This is a genomic window from Aquicella lusitana (assembly GCF_902459475.1).
Taxonomy (GTDB): Bacteria; Pseudomonadota; Gammaproteobacteria; order DSM-16500; family DSM-16500; genus Aquicella; species Aquicella lusitana.
In genome coordinates this window covers 653,837-671,172 of sequence record NZ_LR699114.1, presented here as the reverse complement: position 1 = coordinate 671,172, position 17,336 = coordinate 653,837, and the positions used below count along the sequence as shown (strand labels likewise).

The window sequence follows — 17,336 nt, the reverse complement described above, 5'->3', positions numbered from 1 at the left end:
CCCTAGCGGCTAGGGATAGAACGTAGCCTGGTCTCAATATTAGTGATCTGCTCATTGATTGCATTTATATACTTGGTATCGCCGCTTGCCCGGGAAAAAAAATAGTTTTCCGGGTGCTCTTTAAATAAAACCGCTTTTTTTGCATCGTTAAGCAGTTTCAATTTTTCAACCGGAATTTGGCATTGCGCCACCCTTTCAAATAGTTTTTTTTCAGTTATATCTGCCAGCTTTTTCCAAGCGTCCTGCCAGCTATGTGTGTTTTTGAGAAAGATAAATTTATCAACAAAAGGATGTTGGTGTGCATTAATCTTGTCGACATATTTTTCTCTTGCGACATTAAATACTTCATAACATTTTTCTAAAGAATAATGCTCAAAGTATTTTTCGAGTATTTTTAGATTCTGTTTGCTATTTTCCTTCATCAAAAACCACGGATCGCTATCAAATCGGTTTTTAAAATCGGGCCAGATAAAATAGCTATAAAACTCGGTTGAAAATTTTTCAGGATCAGGCTCATACATTGCTTTCAAATCGCAAATCACATCCTCATTATAACGCGGCAACTGTATCTGCTTATACTTCAGTAAACTGCAAATCATCATCTCGACAATAGCCGCACTGCCGCGATGATAAGGCATTGCATGATAAATATGCCAGGCGACTAAGCCGATATCCTGAATCAATTCTTTGAATTTTTCTTCATTGGTAAAATAATCATTGGCATCCATTATTTTTTTAAATACAGGTTCGATCTTACTAAATGCCTTTTCAATACTCTCCGTTGGCGAATGCAACAAGAGAAATCCGCCTTCAATTTCTCCAATTACGGTATACGGATCGCCGTTATGAAATATACTGACTGCTATGTCAAAACTTTCGTCTGGCACTGGCAGCATACTGCTTGTTTTTTCTAACTCGGCTTTTTGTATCTGCAAAGCTTGATAAAGCTCAACATTACCGCTCGCATACGCCTCTTTTTGTTCTCTGGTGAGATTAAGATATTTAGCTGCTGTTGTGTTTTCATTCTGTTTAAGCTTTTTAGTAAGTTCATCGTATTTTTTCTTTAACGGCGTAATAAAATCGCCATATTTAGGTGAAACAATGCGGGTCCATGCACCCGATTCAACATCTTCTCTTGGCGCACCAAATAAATAGAATTCCTCGGAATTTGACGCTTTAGCAATTTCTTTTCTTTTTAGCGCCAGAAAACCGCAAAGCTCTCTTGCGGTTTTGATTTGTCCAACCTCCATTTGGAAAGCTGCTTCATTTACGCTCGCAAGGCAAGATCTTGGCCATGCATCCGATTTCCAGGCATCTTTTAGCTGGGCAGATTTCGAGATGAAAGTATACATTTCCTCCATAATAACCCCTCTTTTGTACTTAAAATTATAGCAAAATACCTGGGATTCGTTTTTGATGTTTCTAACTTATTGATAAATCATTACTGCCATAGCTGAGATATACATACTGCTTTTATCGCGTGATTACACATGAAATCCGTGATGCAGATGCGTTTTTCTGAAATAAAAATGAGCGGGTTTTGGGGCCCGCTCACCGATTTAATTAATCAATTATACGGCCACACAATGACTTTTGTGCCTACTCTCGCGAAATTAAAGCGCAGCCATTCCGCATCTTCAACATGCATGCGTACACAACCATGGCTTTCATTGCCATCTACTACGTTATACGATCCATGTAACCCCTGATGGCCATTAAAGAACATGCAATACGGCATCGGTGCGCCGCCCCTGGGTAAAGGGTATTTGCTGGATTTACACTTTGCACTACCTAATGAATTAATACGAAATGTGCCAACTTTAGTGCGGCAAGGACGTTTGATGTCGGGGCACCAGCTGGAGCCTGCCGTCGCTAATCCGCCGCGGATTAATGTACCGTCCGGCCCGTATGCACCCCAGGCATGTACGCTGGGATCGACCACGACCACCTTCTCACCCCGCGGTGTAATTTTCTGCGGCATACGCGCAGCGTAATTGGGTTTAGGTTGAGACGCTTTAGGCGGTGAAGCTGCGTAACGCGATGTAGAAGCTTGATTGGCAGAATAGTAAGAACAGGAACTTAACATGAACGCAGACATGACAACTAACATAGCAGATAGAGATATCCCTCGCATGGCAACCACTCCTTTTGTTTTTTATTTACCTTCATTTTAGCCTAAAAATCACATTTTTTCTTTAAGAATTAATTTTAAATTAGTCAAGTAATTATTATTAGTACTATAAATAATCAAAAATTATCGTATTTCCTCTCGCGCTTCACGGCGTCTGGCTCCCGTCGACAAGCAGCGGGACAACGGCAAGAGGAAAATGTACTGGACAGCAATGCGCCTTGAGCGGGAATGACAGAGTTTGTCGCTGGTAGGATTTATTTAGCCTGATAAGCTTCCACTTCGATATCTATTTTCACTTCATCGCCCAGTCCTGGCAGATATGCATTAATACCAAAATCCGAACGTTTCAGTTTTGCATTGGCTGAAAAGCCTGCTGTTTTTTTATTGGTAACGGGACTCACGTCTACTTTTCTCAGGTTAACATCAAGAACAACAGGTCGCGAAACACCATGCAACGTCAATGTCCCCTCGATTTTCGCCTTGTCTTTACCTGTCAGCCTGATCTTATTGCTAACGAAGGTAGCCGTGGGATATTTAGCTGTATCGAAAAAATCTTCTTTTTTTAAATGTTCATCTAATTTGGGAATACCTGTGATGACGTCATTCACATTGATCGTCACATTCACTTTACTATTTTGCGGCTTGGCCTCATCCAGGCTCAACGTTCCTTCCGCCATCCACTTGCCTGTCTGTTCTGAAAAACCAAAATGGCTGATTCGCCAAAGTACATAGGAGTGCTTCGGATCAATGATATAAGTTTCCGCCGCCGCGTGCGCAGATAGCATAAAGCACCAAGATAATATAAAGACGACAAGGGATCGTGTAATAAGCGTTTTCATGGTCGCTCCTGCGTAATGCGTTAAATTTTAATTTACCCAGTCTGTCATAACGCGGTCAAGTAGGGAGGATGGATTAATAAGGTTTAATGATAATCTTGGTCCCCATTTCAACGAAATGATAGCGCAACCAGGCAGCATCACTGGTCCTAACACGTACACAGCCATGACTGATGTTGCCTTCTACGACATGAGGCGACCCATGCAGTGCCTGGTTGCCGTTAAAGAACATGCAAAATGGCATAGGCGCGCCACCGTCCGGGATGGGATATAAACTGGATATGCAGGTTTCATCACCTAGAAAATTAATGCGGAATGTGCCTGGCCGCGTATGGCATGGCCGATGAATATCATGACACCAGTCTGCGCCACCGGATGCCAACCCGGCCCGGATAAGATTGCCATCCGCGCCATAGGCACCCCAAACGTGCCGGTTAGGATCAACCAAAATGGTTTTCTCACCACCTGTATCAATATATTGCGGTAATCGTTTGGCATATCGAGCGTCATCCGCGGGTGGAAAATCATAAATAGGTTTGTGTGACGCCTCTGGATAAAAGGTAAAATCAGAAAACGAAGAACAGGCTGTCAGAGCGAAAAAAATCAGAGAAATACCGGCTTGTGAAAGCGGGTTTCGCATCCTAAACACTCCCTCTCTATTATTTTTATAATGTTATTGTATCCTGTAAAAGCTGCCTGTAGCTTAACGGCCCTGCCTACTTGCTGATAATTATAACAAATAAAATTTTTGTCGAGGAAATACACTTTGTTAGAAAGCAAAAACCCGCTTCATGCAACTAACTTATGGGTTCTTCTTTTGTTTTGTTGGCAAATTATCTTTTGATGTCTGATTAATTGATACCAGATTAGCACCAAAATCATCATCACTCATCTGGGCATAGTGATGAGAAACCGGCTTGAGAAATTTAATAGAATTAATGATTTTCTGGGTCCGACTATCCGATTTATTTTTTTCTGTCTTCTCTTTTTTGGATGCTTTAGTGAGATAGTCTTTTAATGCGGGATGTGCAAAATCAGCATGTAAATCAGAGAGGTTCAACTTGGTTGCACGATCATCAAATGTTTTTTTACAACGAATGGAACTGCAATACATGGCTGTTGTTTCGTCATCTATGATGAACCATAATTGCTTATCATCTTTGGCAACAGCGACGCCAACAATAGTTGCATAGCATTTTTTATTTGTGCTCGTCACGTGTAATTTCCGCCGCTCCAAAAACGCAGCTCCGAATGGAGCCAATGCATCTGGCGATGTATCCAGCTTGACAGTTTTAAAACCTGCGATAGGTAATTCAATATATGCCTGCCTGCGCTCAGCAAATTTTTCTTTTAAAAGATTCAGTTCCGATTTTTCCTTTGCACGTGTTTCCATTAGCTGCTCCTTTAAAAAATGACATGGGATTATCAATACTGAGATAACGATATAATCCAACTAATTTTGTTTATCAAGAACTAAATGCTGACTTAAAAAATCATCATTCGGGCGAAAGTGGCAAGATTAGATGGCATGAGTATTCCGTGATGGGTTAAGCCTCTTCTTTATCTGGTTTACTTCGCCGTAGCAATTTGGTTTGGGAATGCCGTTTCTTTTCAGTCATCCGACGCTCTTTCGACGCACGCGAAAGGCGAGTAGGCCTGCGTTTTTTGGGCATGATAGCAGCCTGCTTTAATAACGCCAGCAACCGCTCAAGTGCATCCTGCCTGTTTCGCTCCTGCGTACGATATCGTCCTGCTTTTATAATCAGCACACCCTGGTGCGATATTTTATTTCCAGCGAGCAAGGACAAACGACGCTGTACGGTTTCCGGCAGCGAGGAATGCATGACATCGAAGCGCAACTGCACCGCTGTTGCGACTTTATTGACATTCTGCCCGCCGGGTCCAGCAGCACGAATAAAGCTAAAACGAAGTTCGGATTCATCTAGATAAATATTGGGTGCAATCTTAATCATTCAATGTTACCTGCAAAAACAATGTGTACGCTGGCTCAATACGCAAGAATGATAGCCCTTTTGCAATAATTGTTCATCACTGAATTGGCGATGCATATTAATCCAAAGCGCTGGGTTATTTTCCAGTTGACTGGATTGCTGCAAAACATGCGTCATCTGCGCACTCAAATCGACTTCGGTGCGACCTGCATAAAACCAGATTGAATTCAACTGCGAGCCTAACGCATCATGATCGGGCAGTTTACCAGAAGAATAAATATCTCCTTTGCCGGCACTATAAGTGCAAAAAGCATTTTCATTCTCCAGATATTCAATGACACCTGGATAGAGATAAAATACGACCTGTGCGTTTCCTGCTGATAACTGGGGTTTGGGCTGATTTTCCTTGCTGAAACTAACGGCTTTTAATACAGCGAGAGACGGTTGGGACGCTGCCATCTGGAGGGAACCGCGCTGTAAGGAAAAATACAATTTGGCAGGCGCCGTGGACGGAACAGGGGGGCCCATCCAAATCATCGGAGGGGAAAAACCAGTAGTTTGCCGCGTATCATCTGCAAATGGTGTAGACAAACTGATTTCTACTCGCAAACCGGTAGGATAGGAAAAACCAGCCCATCGAATGAAAGATTCCTGATAATGTGAAATCGACGTTTGAGTTGATTGATACCTGCCCAGCCAATCTCCATAAAAAAAGGTGCCAATAATGAATATAATTAAAATGAAAGGGATGCAAACGAGCAACAGTGCACTCCATGCCATCATACGCACACTTTGGTCAGCTGTTTTTCTGCTGATATAAAACCAAAAGATCATGATTAATAGAAGAATGAGCGAAAAAATTAAGAGAGTGGGAATGCTTTGAAAATCATATCCCTCCTTCCCTAATGCCAGAGACATCAAAGCCGCACCGACGGCGAACAGAACAGAGACAATGAAAAGAATAGAAATCAGTATCGTACGTGGCATGCCGCAAAATTCCTATAAGCTGATAAAAATAGTGTATCGCATTTTTCCTTCTCTCGCCCTGGCTGCCTTATTTATGGCAGAATAAGTCAATACGCTGAGATGCCAGGAGATAATTGGTGCGTCAACCAGGGAAAAACAATGCATAATCTTACCGTTTTCATCATCACCTCTGTCAGTATATTGCTTCTCATTGCTGCCTTTACTTTATTCATCAGCAAATATAGCCGGCTGCCTTTTACCATTCTGCTGGTTATCATCGGCTATCTTGTTTCACATCTTGCTACTTTTGGACCCGATTTCTTGCAACCGCTTGCGCATTATAAAATTCACCCGGATATTATTCTTTACGCTTGCTTACCTACCTTAATTTTTGAATCTGCTTTCACCATGGATACGCGATTGCTGCGTCGTAACCTGACACCGGTATTAACGCTGGCCATTCCGGGGCTTTTTCTCTCAACCACTGTCATTGGCACACTTGTCTGGCTGTTCACGCCGCTTAGTGTCCTGGTCGCTCTGCTGCTCGGTGCCATACTTAGTGCAACCGATCCAGTGGCGGTCATTTCGCTCTTTAAACAGTTAGGCGTACCAAAGCGCCTTACCATTCTCGTCGAAGGCGAAAGTCTGTTTAACGATTCCACCGCCATTGTGACAGCAAAAACAATTTTGATGGTCATTCTCGCCGGTGCAATTACCCTGAATACGTTTTATCTTGGCGTTTATCAATTCTGCATAGAATTTTTTGGCGGTATCTTGGTGGGGATGGCCATGGCATTCATCACGGGTTATGCGATTGCCTGGATTGAAGAACCTGTCGCAGAACTCTCGCTCACAATCATTCTGGCTTACCTCTCTTTTATCGTTGCTGATGAGTTATTTCACGTCAGCGGCGTCATGGCCACTATTACGGCTGGCATCGTCATGGCAGGCTGGGGTCGCACCAAAATCTCAGCCGCTACAGACCAGCATTTGCGGCATTTGCTAGAATTCCTTGCCTATATTGCCAATGCGCTCATTTTTCTGCTGGTAGGCTTGAGTATCAATCTTTCTACGCTGTCTAATTCCATTTTTATCCTGAGCATGGTTATTTTCGCCATGCTGGTTTCACGCGCACTGGTCATCTACGGGCTTATACCTTTGATAGGCAAACTGCCGAATGCACAGCCTATCAACAAACGTTATCAAACCATCATGTGGTGGGGCGGTTTACGTGGCGCCATTGCGCTTGCCATTGTATTGGGGCTGAATGATCTGCCTGATCAGGAACTATTGATAACCCTCGTGATGGGCGCCGTACTCTTCACCATCCTTGTACAAGGATTGTCGATTAACCGAATCATTCACTGGTTAAGACTGGATCAATTAAAAATATTTGATCGCTTCATCCAGATAGAAACAGAGCTGGTTGCCGATAAAATGACACTGGATCGTATTCCCGAATTGCAAAGCAGTGGTTTATTTTCCTATAAAATCGCCCAGGACTTGCAGACAAACTGTGAGGAAGCCATTGAAACGAGCCGGCAAGCACTCCAGGTATTGCGAGAAAAGGAACTCGATAAAAAACAGGAAAAACGATTACTCTTTCTAATTTGTTTTGCCGCCGAAAAGCATCTCTATTATGAAATGTTTAACAAAGGACATCTGAGTGAACGGGCTTATCGTATTTTAAACCATGATATTGAACTTGAAATCGATCTAATGCGGTACACGGGTGCGGTAGCAGAAAAAGTGCCAATTGGAATCATGAAAAAAATCAGTAAATGGCTAATCAATGCATTTGACTATCTGCCTTTATTAAACAAACTAGGCAAATGGATGCGAATTTCACAAATGGTTAATGACTATGAAGAGATATGGGGTTTGCATCAAGGCAGTGTGGCTGTGCTTAATCACTTGGATGAAATTGCTAAACTCGAATATATTAAAAGCGACGCCACGCAAGAAGTGCGTGAACAATTTCGACATTGGTTAACAACTACGACAAAATATCTTGATAACATGACCGAACAGTTTCCTGAATTCGTCCATGATATGCAGCAGCGTCTTGCCAAACGCCTTCTGCTGCAAGCCAAATACGAATCGGTCGCAAGACAGGCGCAGCAGGGTTTACTGCCTGCCGGCGTGGCGGATGTCATTATTAAGAAATATGTGGATGAGCTGCGTGAATTACGCAAATCTCATCCTGAAAAATTAAGGCTGAATCCACACGAGCTACTTCGCAAAGTCCCTTTTTTTAAAGATGTACCTGAAAACGAGGCCGATCAAATTCTGTCGCTTTTAAAAGAATATTATGCTTCAGCAGGTGAAATCCTTATAAGAGAACATGAGCAAGGCGATACATTTTATCTTATTATGCGCGGCGTCGTACGCATTATCAAAGAAAAAGATGGCCAAGAAATCAATGTGGCAACCCTTATGGCGGGTGATTTTTTTGGCGAGATGGCGCTCATTTATAAAACGAAACGCACTGCGACTTGCAAGGCCGTGACACCCTGTCTGCTCTATACGCTTAATCGCTCTGCATTCGAACAAATGCGAAAAAAATTTCCTGCTATTGATAAAGCCATTGCAGAAACTGCGGCTAAGCGTACTCAAAATTGAAATAGCGCTTCGATGGCATATGACTGCTGATTATTACGAGCGCCATTGTCGCTCTTATCCTTAAACGCGCTTACATTTGAAAAATCATGACGTGTTTCCGCTCTTAACAGCCAATTTTTTAACGGGACATAAGCCAGTGTCAGTGTCATTTCACGCCAATTTTGCCGTACGCCAGTACGGTAACCATCTGAATCCGCGAACACTTCTCCGCGCAATGAAGTACGCCATTTGTCATTCCATAGATAATTCAGATAAACCGCAATGCCTTTCCAGTTGGCTCTTGCGACGGACCCATTAGGCAGCGCGGCGCGTGTTTGGATGCCGTAGTCATAATTCGCAGCAAGACTCATCCTTTCCGTGATATACCAAGTACCATACCAATCAAGCAGATAACGCTTTCCAGTCGGGCCGCTTTCTGCGTTATCTGTGAGATGTTGCTCACCTGCATAACCGTCCACCATAACAGAAAATTGAGGGTGGACCGCATAACCCACAGCCATCTCAACAGTATCAAGATCTGCGGCCCGCCGCACCGTATCCCAGCCGTTATTGACACCCACAATGAGGCGCAATTGATCCGTCACCACATCCATCACCCGTATACCCATATGCGTTCCGGCTTGTGCGTAGCCATCCAAGATAGAGCGGGAGAAATTACTGTCTTGTGTGTAATCAAATTGTTCAAGGCCCGCAAGTGATAGCATTTCACCTGCTTTGATAACAAAAGTTGAATAACGATATTGCAGATAAGCTTGTGGAACAGCAAAACCAATATCCCGTGCACCAAACACGTCCGGGTTCATCCCTGCAGGCGCAATACCGTTAGCATCACGGCCAAGTATGAAGTTGATTAATCCACCCAAGCCCTGCGTTGGCCTTTTTGATAAAGTAAGGGCGGCCTGTTGAAGTGTGAAACCATTGGTTGCAAGATCATTGACACGGTTGAATTCACCGCTAACAAATTGATTGCTGCGCAAGAGATAATTATAGGAAACATCAACATAACCTGAATAACTCACTTCTCCCGTTTCTGGGTGATTTTGCCCTGGTTTATCCGTAGCGGCAAACCCGGCGGTTAGGTAAATCAGGCCAGCGCATAAAAACAAAAGCCGTAGACGCACGATACTTCCCTGTCAAATTAAGCGATGGAGATCCTGTTGCTATTATACGAGTTTAAATAAAGCTGCAACAGCGTATAACGACTTAAGTTAACAGTAAATCATTTGCATGGCTCCCCATGCTGTGACTGCACAGGGAACCGATCATCGCCATTCGCATTTCAATCATTGATAAAAATCAGGCACAAGCAACTTATTAAAATAGGGCCTGATTTTTTCAGGGATGGGTAATTTAGCTGCCTTGAGTTTATCTGCCGCCATATTGACCAATTCTTTAGCCTGGATGCGATTGGGCATACGCTTTAAGCCAACCATTGCTTCACGATAAGCAGCGTTATATTCACCAGTTTTGAGATAAAGTGCTGCTAGTAATTCATAGGACGGTTTTACCGGTATGGGCGGTCCGTAGCCAAAACTCACGCCGTTTTCAAGCGCTGCTGCGCGTCTCAGTAATTTTTTTGCTTCCGTTATTTTGTCTTCGCGCATTTTGATGATTGACTGTAACTCAAGCACCATAATCTTCGCTGCAATCAATCCACTCTGCGTAATGGAAGTAAAATAATTCTCATACGTATCCTGCCTAGGATTGTGTTCAGGAATGCTTTGCATAAGCTTTTCTAGCTCCGCATTAGCCGCCTCTATTCCTGCTTTGCCTTTTTTGCTAGCGAGTGCGATCAGCGCATTTGTGTATAAATCTGCTGCGGTTGCGGAAAGCTCTATGTTTGTCATGTCTAATGACATTAGATCAGCTTTATAATCACCGCTTTCAATAATATAAGCCGCGCGCATTAGAGCATAATACCATTTCGCCATGGGCGTTCCACTGCCTTCCGCGATCTTTTCCATGGTTTTGGTAGCTTGATACGCCATGGGATATTGTTCCTTCTGCAGATAACCATAGCTTAACCATTCCAGCGCATGCAAATCGTCAATGGTGTAATCATTGGGATTGGAAAACTTATTTTGTTTTACACCCGCTTCCCAAGCAGCCTTATTTGAAACAATAACGTCATCCCATAATCCCAGTGCCAGAAAAATATGCGAAGGCATATGCAATGCGTGCGAGGCATCCGGCGCTATTTTGGCGTAGCTGCGTGCTGCGCGCAGGCCTAGCGGTGCGTGAATGGGATCGTCATAAGAGTGAATCACGTAATGCATCGCTCCTGGATGTAGCGGGTTGCGGCCATAGATTTCCTCGGCAATACCTGCCGCCTGCATATAGGTTCGGAAATCCCGTTTCCCTTCTGTCACACCTAACAAAGCCAGCGCATAAAAACTTGCAATCTCGTCATCTGCAGGATACCGGCGATAAAGCTGGCACATCGCTTCCGCATAATTTTCATCCCGTGTCTTTTTTTCGCCTTTGCCGTAAAGCAGGTTAATAGCATGAATCAATCCTTTTTCCTTAGGTGTTTTTGCCTTGCGGACACGATCGGCAGCAGTAGGCGCAAGTGCCTTGAGTATTTTATTGGCTGCACCTAACTCCTGTTCACCCCATAGCGGATGATTATACGTCATCGCCTCTCCCCAATAAGCTAATGCAAAATCTCTGTCAATATTTCTTGCCTGTTTAAAATAGGCCCGCGCCTCACGGTATTCAAAGCTGTGAAGCCATGCCACGCCTTTTTCAAAATAAGGCTGTGCCACTTTGCTGCCGGATGTCGGGAACTTAATTTTTCCAATCTGCGAATTACCATGCGCATAAGCCAGATGTAAAAACAAAAAGAAACAAGAAAAAACAATGCAAATTTTTTTATACATAAAATAGCTCCAAAATCATTACACGCCTGTGCCAGTGCGCTGGGCAATGACAAAATAAAGCGTTCTTAAACAAGTACACTCAGGTTAAATATTTTTGTTATGTAGTTGTTCAAAATTATTTTGGAGGTTTAAAGACGGGGACAATACGCGAAAGCGGTAATAAAATCACAGGAATAAAAAAGGGTTTTATGCCCACCAGAAATTGGATAGTATTCAAATCAGCAGAAAGAATGGCGAGGAACTGACTAATATTCTGGCATGATGGCTGTGTCAAAATTTTAATACTCGAGTTTGTATGACAAGTTGAAACCATCGTTTGCGCCGTTTGTTTTGCCGCCTCAGGCCTGACGCTCAAACTGAACTGTGCTGTCGTCATCCAAAACAACAAAAACATAACGAATAGATTGATTAATTTTTGTTTTCTAAAATACGCCATACTTCACCTGAGCAAAAAACTGCTTCACCCTAACAAAATTAGCATCTGACGTCAATTTCTACTGAAATACACTATTTGATGCTTACTTGTTTTTTGCAATGCCTAATGCAACAGAGGCGTTGTTACACAATTTTTATTTATTTCATCATGATACCCATGAAAATCCCATGGCAACAACGATTTAGGCTAAAATAATAGTAAATAAGAGAAGGAGTGATGTCATATGCCAGCAAAATGGATGGCGATCGCATCCGCCTTGTTTTTTTATCGCCGCTCTATTCCTATGCCCAGATTCTTGAAATAAGTGGATCGCCTTATGCCACCCAGGATGCACCACTTCCCGAGTTTATTCGACCTGTAGGAGAAAAAGCGATTGTTGTTGATCCCCAACGTCATGTGTGGGGTGCATATAATCCAAAAGGTAAATTAATACGCTGGGGAATAGCGACCGCAGGGGATGACTGGTGCCGTGATATCGATCGTGATTGCCGCACTAAAGTGGGTCATTTCAGAATTTACTCCTTGGGCGACGGCAGTTGCGTTTCAAGCAAATATCCCTTACCCGGAGGCGGTGCACCAATGCCTTATTGCATGTTTTTTAGCGGTAACCAGGCATTGCATGGCTCAACAGATGTTAGCTTTGATAATGTCAGTCATGGCTGCGTGCGTGTTCACCTCGATGATGCAAAGTGGCTACGCTATCATTTCGTAGAAAAGCCCAAGGCTTCGAATCGTTATCTAGGGACCAAAGTGATTATCCGGCCTTATTAAAAAAAATAGATAGAGGAGAGGCTTGTATGGAGAAAACAAAATACTTAAAGCACGTGATACTCATTGTGTTATTCGCATTTTGTGTATCGTGCGCGTCCACTCGGCACCCCATTTGCAGCAGTTGTACGGACGATGATATCACTTCAGCCGTCGTATACAAATTAAATAATGACCGCTGCCTCGCCTATCAACCTATTTATGTTTCAACTTCTGAACGCGTTGTTACGCTTGACGGCTATGTGTCTAATCCTAATCAGGCAAGAACGGCTGTTTCACTCGCGCGATCGGTACCGAATGTAAGAGAAGTACACTCAACGCTCGAAATTAGGCCGTATGGTTTTTGAAGTGAACCGTCATGCCCGATGTTGGCTGGCATGACGGGATTATTTACTCAAACGTACTTTAGCTACTGCTTTTTAATATCAATCAATTGCACTTCAAATATTAACGTCTGGTTCGGTCCAATATCAGGTGGAGCGCCGCGTTCGCCATAAGCCAGATGGGCTGGAATATATAATTCCCACTTGGAGCCTACTTTCATCAGTTGAAGTGCTTCGACCCAGCCCGGAATCACGGCGGATACAGGAAAACTGGCTGGCTCGCCTCGTTTATAAGAACTGTCGAATTCCTTCCCATTAATAAGCCTGCCCGCATAATGCACTGTTACAACATCATTGGCTGTGGGTTTAGGCCCCGTCCCTTCGGTAATGATTTTATATTGCAACCCATCAGGCAAGGTAACAACGCCTGGTTTGGTTTTATTTGCAGCTAAAAAAGTTTCGCCTTCAGTTTTATTTTTCATCGCAGGTGACTGTACCTCTGTTTGCTGGCTGGTTGCCGGTAGTGTTGTGCTGGTATTACTTTGCGCATAAGCATTGGTGCACAACATGCCAATCCCCAGCATAATAATCGTTAATTGCTTCATGCTCGCATCCTGTTATTTGATCCATTTAAAGTCACTCAGCTTAAGCCTAAAAACACAGTATGGCAATATTTTCCTGCGCGCAAAAACTACCTTCTTATGATATGCTAATGCCAAGACCACAGGGAGGCGGATTATGTTTTATATACGCAGCATCGTCATGGGAGCCTTGTTTTGCTTTTCACTTGCCAGCCATGCTCAAAACACGGATGTCAGTTTTAATGAAAAAGCACAGAAAAGTTTGGTAGAACATTATAATCGATATAAAGATAAGGAATATTTTTCGGGCGGTGCGCTCTCCATTTATATCCCCGGTGAAGACATCAAAAATTATTATGTTGGACGGACGGCGCATGATGACCAAACGGGCCGTGACATCACTGCCAATACACTTTTTCAGATTGGCAGCATTACCAAATCATTTACGGCGGCCATTATTCTGCAGCTCGAAAAAGAAAAAAAATTAAGCATCGATGATACGCTGGAAAAATGGTTGCCTCAGTATAGCAAATGGCCCCAGATCTCTATTAAGTCCCTCCTCAACATGACCAGTTGCCTGCCTAACTATTCCGATACGCCCTTATGGAATGTTGATGAATTCCATCAACCCTTGAGGAGATGGAAAAGTGAGGAATTAGTCAGCTATGTCTACCCAAAAGGTGAGCTTTCCCCTCCTTTGAGACAGGGTTATTTTTATACGAATACAGGTTATATACTGGCCTCCATGATTGTAGAAAAAATAACTGAACACAGCTTCACCCAGGAATTAAATGAGAGAACAATCAACAAAGCTGGCTTGGAGAATACTTTCTATCCTGTACCGGCTACCGAAATAGCCATTCAGTCCAGACTTGCTCACGGCTATAACTATAATCAGTATGACAGCCCCAATTTCGTTGGCCAAAATTTACAAAATAATAATCTGTCCTGGGCTGCGGCTGCAGGCGGTGCTGTTTCCAATACTGAAGATATTATCAAATGGGTAAAAGCCCTGTTTACTGAACACGTCATCCTGGACGAAGCACAGCAAACTAAGCTGAAACAAATAGTCTCCGAGCAAACAGGCAAACCAGTCAAGGAAACAACATCGACGGATCCACGCGCATTCGGTCTGGGTGTTGCGCAGGGCTTCGATAAGCATATGGGAAGATATTGGTATTACGAAGGAGAAACCCTGGGTTATAGGGCAATCTATCTCTACACGCCTTGCAATGGCGTGATTATTTCTGCTGTTTTTAATAGCGCTGTCGACGCCAAGAATGACCATATAGGCGAACTGATGAAGCAGGTATTCAACCTCGTTCAGGAAAACTATCCTAAACTAAAGTGCAAACCCGTTTAATGACTCCATACATGGCATGATATATAATGAATAACTATTCAAACAATGGCACTAAGATAAGATGATGAGCCGAATAAACCAGCATGAACAGACCAGTACCGTTTCCTGGAAACCTTTTGTTAAAATCACGCTTGAGTCGCTAATTTCTTTTTATATCGCCACATTCTGTGTCGCCATGTTTTATATACATCGCGGTGAAAACTGGCTGCTTGCCGGCATTATTCTGGCCTTATTATATTTATTCGTCATTGTTGTGTGCGCCAAGCGGGTTTTCGAAAAACTGCCGATGGCAGCTATTTTTCTTTTAATACCCATTGCGCCCCTGATCGCACTTATTCTTGTTGTGTCGCTTATTCCGCTTCTCCAATATTTACGCTAGAACAAACTGCCTATGTTATAATTTTTTGCCAAGGTTCTGTATTAGATCCTAAAAACATAAGGCAGCACAAGCATGATGCGTGAAATCCTTATTGACCCTACTCATCTGAATCATGAATCGGCCTTAGTGCTCGAGCACCTGGCTGAGCATTTAAAAAAAAATCATATATTGGAAATGAATACGGGTACAGAATACCCGCTCATACTGGACACGCTTGACAATAAAAAAATTGAATACCGCATCCGCTTAACCCATACGCTCATCTACCGGCAAAAGATTAATTCTTCAACCCATCGCACGGAGGCACGCTATAGTGTTCTCGGTGATCGTTGTCTGGGTTCAGGTAATTACGGTGGTGTGTATGAAGTTTTGGGAACATTAGCGCCGCTAAAAGACCAGGGCTTTCACTATAAAACGAACAAACAGCGCGTGACCAAAATCCAGCAGCACCCCGATAAAGAGTCTCTTGAGGAGGCTTTAAAAGAAGCCGAATTGTCCAGGATGGCTGCTCATTTACATGCCAAATACATTACCGTTATCGAAAAAGAAAATCAGTCGGCTACTTCCTACCTGGTCATGCGTAGATTTGAAGGCGAAACATTGATTAGGCTTTTAGCCAGTGATCAAGCGGAGATCAATCCGCTTTCGACCGAAAAACGTCTGCTGCTTTCCATTAACTTATTGCGCGCCTTGCAGGAACAGGTCCATGATTTTGGACTGATTCATCGGGATATCAAACCGGAAAATATTCTCGTTGACCCAGAGACGTGCGAAGTCTACATCATTGATTACGGCCTAGGGCGAAAAGCAAACAAGGATGACCATCACTATTGCGGTTCGCGCAAATATGCACCCCCTGAGGCGATTGGCATGACGGGCAAGATGGACGAAGCATCAGATCGCTTTTCCCTCGGGCTAGTGCTGGGACTTGTTTGGCGATCAGAGATTAGAAAACCGGATGAAATAGAAAAATCGACTGAAAAAAACTATCAACCAGAATTTGAAAACCTGTTTCACAATATCAATGACTTGCAAATAAATGAGCAAACCAAAATTAAAATGATTTTAAGATGCCTGACAGCTTATAAAAAAAGCTCACGTGGTTCATCACAATGGGCGATCGATTTATTTGATGCAATATATCTGGAAAGAAAATTGCGAACCCTACCGCCTAATGAAACCACCGACGTTCAGTCAGCGCATATGCAAGCCATGGCTGCTCGCGAGGCTTTAAAAAAAATTCGGGTGCAAGAAAAAAACATTCTAGATTGCATTCAGGAAGTGATAGATAATACGATGGATCATATCCCTTCTTCACTCTATGCCTTGAATGAATTGATCGAAACAATCGGGATTCAGGCATTCAATGATCTTAAAAACCAGGATAAGGAAGCCGTTAAACAACGAACACAGTCCATACTGACTGAGTTCGTCGGCCATCTCAACACCATGCTTGATATGCTGGACGTCGTCGAAAAAAACAGCTGGTTCCTTAACTTTGATCCAACTTCAGAAAAATCTAATCATCGCACAATGATCCGTGAGCTTTACGAATTGTTCAGAGATATTGACGTTATTTTAAATAAACAGAACCGCCGTGAAATAACACTTGATAATCTTGTCACGCTAAATGCACGTTTTAAATCAGAAATACCGGCATTCCAATTACGCCTAGCTAACCTCACCCATGCAATTGAAACAGGACCTTATCCCGTACATATGCAGTCTTATAATCGCATTATGCACCGTTTAAAAATGACTGATCAGCTCGACAAGTTGAGCTGCTTAAGAAACAACATACGACAGGCCATTAAATCTTATATTCAATCTACATTGCTTCCTGAAACGATTGCAAAACCCGATCGAGCCGGCTCAGATGATAGGCTCGACTGCATCCAAAAAATACTTAATTATACTGATGAGATATCTGATGTAGCCATGCTGACCCAGTCGCTTCGAAGTAGTTTAAAAACGATGAAAACGGGCTTGTTTGGCACGAGCCGCTTGCGTAAAAATATTAAGCAAGCCATCCATGCGATGGAGCAATCCCATCAACATTCGAACAAATTATAGGATTTTTTAGGAGGATTTACTCTGTAC

General features: G+C 43.0%; 17 protein-coding genes. 6 read left to right on the top strand and 11 right to left on the bottom strand.

Annotated features, from left to right (window positions below; translation table 11 throughout):
• Positions 1–2 precede the first annotated feature (2 nt).
• From AQUSIP_RS03110 to AQUSIP_RS03080, 7 genes are all read right to left on the bottom strand, one after another.
• A complete protein-coding gene (locus tag AQUSIP_RS03110; protein WP_114833559.1) occupies positions 3–1,361 on the bottom strand; it encodes a hypothetical protein in 1,359 nt (452 codons plus the stop codon).
• A 206-nt stretch (positions 1,362–1,567) separates the two neighbouring features.
• Positions 1,568–2,134 carry a L,D-transpeptidase gene (locus AQUSIP_RS03105; RefSeq protein ID WP_114833560.1) on the bottom strand — a complete coding sequence of 189 codons (567 nt, stop codon included), beginning with the start codon at positions 2,132–2,134 and terminating at the stop codon, positions 1,568–1,570.
• 251 nt (positions 2,135–2,385) lie between these two features.
• Positions 2,386–2,970: a YceI family protein gene (locus AQUSIP_RS03100; protein ID WP_114833561.1), complete on the bottom strand. Its 585-nt coding sequence runs from the start codon at positions 2,968–2,970 to the stop codon at positions 2,386–2,388.
• Positions 2,971–3,043: 73 nt separating this feature from the next.
• Positions 3,044–3,607, bottom strand: coding sequence for a L,D-transpeptidase (locus AQUSIP_RS03095; protein ID WP_114833562.1), 564 nt, complete (start codon positions 3,605–3,607; stop codon positions 3,044–3,046).
• Positions 3,608–3,769: 162 nt separating this feature from the next.
• Complete coding sequence (locus AQUSIP_RS03090) at positions 3,770–4,360, bottom strand: hypothetical protein (RefSeq protein WP_114833563.1); 591 nt, start codon at positions 4,358–4,360, stop codon at positions 3,770–3,772.
• Positions 4,361–4,514: 154 nt separating this feature from the next.
• Positions 4,515–4,940: an alternative ribosome rescue aminoacyl-tRNA hydrolase ArfB gene (gene arfB / locus AQUSIP_RS03085; RefSeq protein WP_114833564.1), complete on the bottom strand. Its 426-nt coding sequence runs from the start codon at positions 4,938–4,940 to the stop codon at positions 4,515–4,517.
• A gap of 6 nt (positions 4,941–4,946) precedes the next feature.
• Positions 4,947–5,906, bottom strand: a complete 960-nt coding sequence (locus AQUSIP_RS03080) for a hypothetical protein (RefSeq protein WP_114833565.1) — start codon at positions 5,904–5,906, stop codon at positions 4,947–4,949.
• A gap of 138 nt (positions 5,907–6,044) precedes the next feature.
• On the opposite strand from AQUSIP_RS03080, the gene AQUSIP_RS03075 reads away from it, so the two are divergent.
• A complete protein-coding gene (locus tag AQUSIP_RS03075; RefSeq protein ID WP_170131737.1) occupies positions 6,045–8,507 on the top strand; it encodes a cation:proton antiporter in 2,463 nt (820 codons plus the stop codon).
• Here AQUSIP_RS03075 and AQUSIP_RS03070 read toward each other — a convergent pair.
• The 3 genes from AQUSIP_RS03070 to AQUSIP_RS03060 all read right to left on the bottom strand — a co-directional run bounded on the left by AQUSIP_RS03070 (position 8,498) and on the right by AQUSIP_RS03060 (position 11,822).
• Complete coding sequence (locus tag AQUSIP_RS03070; RefSeq protein WP_170131738.1) at positions 8,498–9,628, bottom strand: outer membrane beta-barrel protein; 1,131 nt, start codon at positions 9,626–9,628, stop codon at positions 8,498–8,500. The two genes, AQUSIP_RS03075 and AQUSIP_RS03070, sit on opposite strands and share 10 nt — an antisense overlap.
• A 162-nt stretch (positions 9,629–9,790) precedes the next feature.
• Positions 9,791–11,386, bottom strand: coding sequence for a hypothetical protein (locus AQUSIP_RS03065; RefSeq protein WP_114833568.1), 1,596 nt, complete (start codon positions 11,384–11,386; stop codon positions 9,791–9,793).
• A gap of 115 nt (positions 11,387–11,501) precedes the next feature.
• Positions 11,502–11,822, bottom strand: coding sequence for a hypothetical protein (locus AQUSIP_RS03060; protein WP_114833569.1), 321 nt, complete (start codon positions 11,820–11,822; stop codon positions 11,502–11,504).
• A gap of 216 nt (positions 11,823–12,038) precedes the next feature.
• Here AQUSIP_RS03060 and AQUSIP_RS03055 point away from each other — a divergent pair, with 216 nt between their 5' ends.
• Both AQUSIP_RS03055 and AQUSIP_RS03050 read left to right on the top strand, forming a co-directional pair.
• Positions 12,039–12,593 carry a L,D-transpeptidase gene (locus AQUSIP_RS03055; RefSeq protein WP_114833570.1) on the top strand — a complete coding sequence of 185 codons (555 nt, stop codon included), beginning with the start codon at positions 12,039–12,041 and terminating at the stop codon, positions 12,591–12,593.
• A 26-nt stretch (positions 12,594–12,619) separates the two neighbouring features.
• Entirely contained in the window at positions 12,620–12,937 is a 318-nt protein-coding gene (locus AQUSIP_RS03050) for a BON domain-containing protein (RefSeq protein WP_114833571.1), read from the top strand.
• A gap of 62 nt (positions 12,938–12,999) precedes the next feature.
• Here the strand turns inward: AQUSIP_RS03050 and AQUSIP_RS03045 are convergent, their stop codons facing one another.
• Entirely contained in the window at positions 13,000–13,482 is a 483-nt protein-coding gene (locus AQUSIP_RS03045; RefSeq protein ID WP_267896342.1) for an FKBP-type peptidyl-prolyl cis-trans isomerase, read from the bottom strand.
• 169 nt (positions 13,483–13,651) lie between these two features.
• On the opposite strand from AQUSIP_RS03045, the gene AQUSIP_RS03040 reads away from it, so the two are divergent.
• From AQUSIP_RS03040 to AQUSIP_RS03030, 3 genes are all read left to right on the top strand, one after another.
• Positions 13,652–14,857, top strand: a complete 1,206-nt coding sequence (locus tag AQUSIP_RS03040; protein WP_114833573.1) for a serine hydrolase domain-containing protein — start codon at positions 13,652–13,654, stop codon at positions 14,855–14,857.
• A gap of 61 nt (positions 14,858–14,918) precedes the next feature.
• Positions 14,919–15,236 (top strand): hypothetical protein, encoded by a 318-nt coding sequence (locus tag AQUSIP_RS03035; protein ID WP_114833574.1) that lies wholly within the window; start codon positions 14,919–14,921, stop codon positions 15,234–15,236.
• A 72-nt stretch (positions 15,237–15,308) separates the two neighbouring features.
• On the top strand, positions 15,309–17,309 hold the full coding sequence (locus tag AQUSIP_RS03030) for a serine/threonine-protein kinase (protein ID WP_114833575.1): 2,001 nt from the start codon (positions 15,309–15,311) through the stop codon (positions 17,307–17,309).
• Positions 17,310–17,336: the final 27 nt, after the last annotated feature.

What these genes read in the sequence shown, in the direction of transcription:
- AQUSIP_RS03050 (WP_114833571.1), top strand. Translation starts at nt 12,620, where the DNA reads ATGGAGAAAACAAAATACTTAAAGCACGTGATACTCATTGTGTTATTC.
- arfB (WP_114833564.1), bottom strand. Translation starts at nt 4,940, where the DNA reads ATGATTAAGATTGCACCCAATATTTATCTAGATGAATCCGAACTTCGT.
- AQUSIP_RS03105 (WP_114833560.1), bottom strand. Translation starts at nt 2,134, where the DNA reads ATGCGAGGGATATCTCTATCTGCTATGTTAGTTGTCATGTCTGCGTTC.
- AQUSIP_RS03100 (WP_114833561.1), bottom strand. Translation starts at nt 2,970, where the DNA reads ATGAAAACGCTTATTACACGATCCCTTGTCGTCTTTATATTATCTTGG.
- AQUSIP_RS03075 (WP_170131737.1), top strand. Translation starts at nt 6,045, where the DNA reads ATGCATAATCTTACCGTTTTCATCATCACCTCTGTCAGTATATTGCTT.
- AQUSIP_RS03040 (WP_114833573.1), top strand. Translation starts at nt 13,652, where the DNA reads ATGTTTTATATACGCAGCATCGTCATGGGAGCCTTGTTTTGCTTTTCA.
- AQUSIP_RS03060 (WP_114833569.1), bottom strand. Translation starts at nt 11,822, where the DNA reads ATGGCGTATTTTAGAAAACAAAAATTAATCAATCTATTCGTTATGTTT.
- AQUSIP_RS03080 (WP_114833565.1), bottom strand. Translation starts at nt 5,906, where the DNA reads ATGCCACGTACGATACTGATTTCTATTCTTTTCATTGTCTCTGTTCTG.
- AQUSIP_RS03030 (WP_114833575.1), top strand. Translation starts at nt 15,309, where the DNA reads ATGATGCGTGAAATCCTTATTGACCCTACTCATCTGAATCATGAATCG.
- AQUSIP_RS03045 (WP_267896342.1), bottom strand. Translation starts at nt 13,482, where the DNA reads ATGTTGTGCACCAATGCTTATGCGCAAAGTAATACCAGCACAACACTA.
- AQUSIP_RS03035 (WP_114833574.1), top strand. Translation starts at nt 14,919, where the DNA reads ATGATGAGCCGAATAAACCAGCATGAACAGACCAGTACCGTTTCCTGG.
- AQUSIP_RS03110 (WP_114833559.1), bottom strand. Translation starts at nt 1,361, where the DNA reads ATGGAGGAAATGTATACTTTCATCTCGAAATCTGCCCAGCTAAAAGAT.
- AQUSIP_RS03095 (WP_114833562.1), bottom strand. Translation starts at nt 3,607, where the DNA reads ATGCGAAACCCGCTTTCACAAGCCGGTATTTCTCTGATTTTTTTCGCT.
- AQUSIP_RS03090 (WP_114833563.1), bottom strand. Translation starts at nt 4,360, where the DNA reads ATGGAAACACGTGCAAAGGAAAAATCGGAACTGAATCTTTTAAAAGAA.
- AQUSIP_RS03055 (WP_114833570.1), top strand. Translation starts at nt 12,039, where the DNA reads ATGTCATATGCCAGCAAAATGGATGGCGATCGCATCCGCCTTGTTTTT.
- AQUSIP_RS03065 (WP_114833568.1), bottom strand. Translation starts at nt 11,386, where the DNA reads ATGTATAAAAAAATTTGCATTGTTTTTTCTTGTTTCTTTTTGTTTTTA.